Origin of the sequence: Nocardioides stalactiti (assembly GCF_014180715.1) — a bacterium.
GTDB lineage: Bacteria > Actinomycetota > Actinomycetes > Propionibacteriales > Nocardioidaceae > Nocardioides > Nocardioides stalactiti.
Map to the genome: position 1 here is coordinate 1 of NZ_JACEFC010000214.1, position 2,692 is coordinate 2,692.

The following is a 2,692-nucleotide window of genomic DNA, read 5'->3' on the forward strand; positions in this document are numbered from 1 at the left end:
GTTCGGGCCGCTCGGGCTCGAGGTCGCCGGCCGGCGCTGCCTGGACGCCGGTGCGTCCACCGGTGGCTTCACCGACGTGCTGCTGCGCGCGGGAGCGGCGGAGGTGGTCGCCGTCGACGTCGGCTACGGCCAGCTCGACTGGTCCCTGCAGCAGGACCCCCGGGTGCGGGTCCACGACCGGCAGAACGTCCGCGCCCTCACGCCGGAGATCATCGACGGCCCGGTCGACCTCGTCGTCGGCGACCTGTCGTTCATCTCCCTGGCGTTGGTCCTCGACGCGCTGGTCGGGGTGACGCGTCCCGAGGGCGACCTCGCGCTCATGGTCAAGCCGCAGTTCGAGGTCGGCAAGGACCGGGTCGGCAAGGGGGGAGTGGTCCGCGACGCGGCGCTCCGCGCGGAGGCCGTTCTCGGCGTGGCAGCAGCCGCCGCGGAGCGGGGCTGGGGCGCCCACGGGGTGACCGTCAGCCCACTGCCCGGGCCCTCGGGCAACGTGGAGTTCTTCCTGTGGCTGCGCCGTGGCGCGGCGACCGTCGACGACGACGAGATCGCCGCTGTCGTCCACCGAGGCACCGCCTCCGATCACGACTGACGGTGGGATAGGACAGACTGAGGCCGTGACCCCGTCAGCCGAGACACCGGACCCGTCGGCGACCGAGCGGCGCCGCGTGCTGGTGCTCGCCCACACCCGGCGCAACGAGGCGCGCGACGTCGCCCGCGCCTTCGTCAAGGAGCTGAGCGCCCACGGCATCGTGGTCCGGCTGCTGAGGTCGGAGGCCGTCGCCCTCGGCATCGACCCCGACGAGTTCGTCCCGACGGTGGAGCTCACCGACTCCGAGACCGACGCGAGCCGCGGCTGCGAGCTCACCGTCGTCATCGGCGGCGACGGCAGCATCCTGCGAGCCGCCGAGGTCACGCACAAGCGGCTCACCCCGGTGCTCGGCGTCAACCTCGGCCACGTCGGGTTCCTCGCCGAGGCCGAGCACGAGGACGTCGCAGCGACCATCNCGGGTTCCTCGCCGAGGCCGAGCACGAGGACGTCGCAGCGACCATCGAGGCGATCGTCGCGCAGGACTACACGACCGAGGACCGGTTGACGCTCGACGTCCGGGCGTTCCACGACGGCAAGCTCGTGTACTCGACGTTCGCGGTCAACGAGGCCAGCGTCGAGAAGGCGGCCCGCGAACGGATGCTCGAGGTCGTCGTCGAGATCGACGACCGGCCGCTGTCACGCTGGGGCTGCGACGGGGTCGTGTGCGCGACCCCGACCGGCTCCACCGCCTACAACTTCAGCGCCGGCGGGCCGGTCGTCTGGCCGCAGGTCGAGGCCCTCTGCATCGTGCCGCTCAGCGCCCACGCCCTGTTCGCCCGGCCGATGGTCGTCGCACCGTCGTCGGTCATCGCGATCGAGGTGCTGGCTGGCAACCAGGGGGCCGGCGTCCTGTGGTGTGACGGCCGCCGCAGCGTCGACCTGCCGCCCGGCGCTCGGATCGAGGTCAGCCGGGGGCTCCGGCCGGTGCGGCTCGTCCGCCTCCACCAGGCCCCGTTCACCGACCGGCTGGTCGCCAAGTTCGGCCTGTCCGTCGAGGGCTGGCGCGGCAGTGCGGAGAAGCGGCAGGCGGCGCGCGGCGCCACGGACGACGAGAAGTGACGAGGCGATGATCGAAGAGCTCCGGATCAGCTCGCTCGGCGTGATCGACGCCTCCACGCTCGAGCTGGGGCCCGGCTTCACCGTGGTCACCGGCGAGACCGGCGCCGGCAAGACGATGGTCGTGACCGCGCTCGGGCTGCTGCTCGGCGGTCGGGCCGACAGCGGTGCGGTCCGCGCCGGCGCGAAGCAGGCCCGGGTCGAGGGCGTCGTCCGGGCCACGGGTGTCGCAGGCCTGGCCGCCGCGGTCGAGGAGGCCGGCGGGGAGGTCGAGGACGACGTGGTCGTGCTGGCGCGCAACGTCAGTGCAGAGGGCCGGTCCCGCGCCTACGTCGGCGGGGCCGGCGTACCGGTGGCCACGCTCGCCAGCGTGGCCGAGCCGCTCGTCGCCGTCCACGGCCAGTCCGACCAGCACCGCCTGCTCAAGACCTCGACGCAGCGTGCCGCTCTCGACAGCTTCGCGGGCGCGGCCGTCGCCGAGCCGCTCGCCCGCTACACCGACCTCTACCACCGGCTGGTCGCCACCGAGCGCGAGCTCTCCGAGGTCCAGGCGACCGCCCGTGAGCGCGCTCGAGAGGCCGACCTGCTCCGGTTCGGCGTCGACGAGATCGAGGCCGTCTCCCCCCAGCCCGGCGAGGACGTCGAGCTCGCCGGGGAGGAGGCGCGGCTCGGTCACGCCGACACGCTGCGGACCGCCGCCGAGCATGCCCGCGAGGCCCTCTCGAGCGAGCACGGGTCGCCCGACGCCCTGGGCGCGGTCGCCGCGTCGCGGGGTCAGCTCGAGGGGGTGCGCGAGCACGACCCGGAGGCCGGTGCGCTCGCCGACCGGGTCGCCGAGGTGACCTACCTGCTGTCCGACCTCGCCGCCGACGTCGCGTCCTACGCCTCGAGCATCGAGACCGACCCCGCCCGACTGGCCGGGGTCTCGGAGCGCCGCGCGGCCCTGCTGGCGCTCACCCGGAAGTACGGCGACAGCGTCGCCGACGTCCTCGCCTGGGCCGAGCAGGCCTCGACCCGCCTCCTCGACCTCGACAGCACCGACGAGAC

General features: G+C 74.2%; 4 protein-coding genes. All 4 read left to right on the forward strand.

Features of this window, described 5'->3' with window-relative positions; all coding sequences use genetic code 11:
- A partial coding sequence (locus H0487_RS22340) for a TlyA family RNA methyltransferase (RefSeq protein WP_183096400.1) occupies positions 1-589 on the forward strand: 589 nt, incomplete at its 5' end.
- Positions 590-671: 82 nt separating this feature from the next.
- Positions 672-1,094 carry an NAD(+)/NADH kinase gene (locus H0487_RS24415; protein WP_446685589.1) on the forward strand — a complete coding sequence of 141 codons (423 nt, stop codon included), beginning with the start codon at positions 672-674 and terminating at the stop codon, positions 1,092-1,094.
- Entirely contained in the window at positions 1,058-1,648 is a 591-nt protein-coding gene (locus H0487_RS24420) for an NAD kinase (protein WP_312856068.1), read from the forward strand. Before H0487_RS24415 ends, H0487_RS24420 begins: the two co-directional genes overlap by 37 nt.
- A gap of 7 nt (positions 1,649-1,655) precedes the next feature.
- A partial coding sequence (locus H0487_RS22350) for an AAA family ATPase (RefSeq protein ID WP_183096401.1) occupies positions 1,656-2,692 on the forward strand: 1,037 nt, incomplete at its 3' end.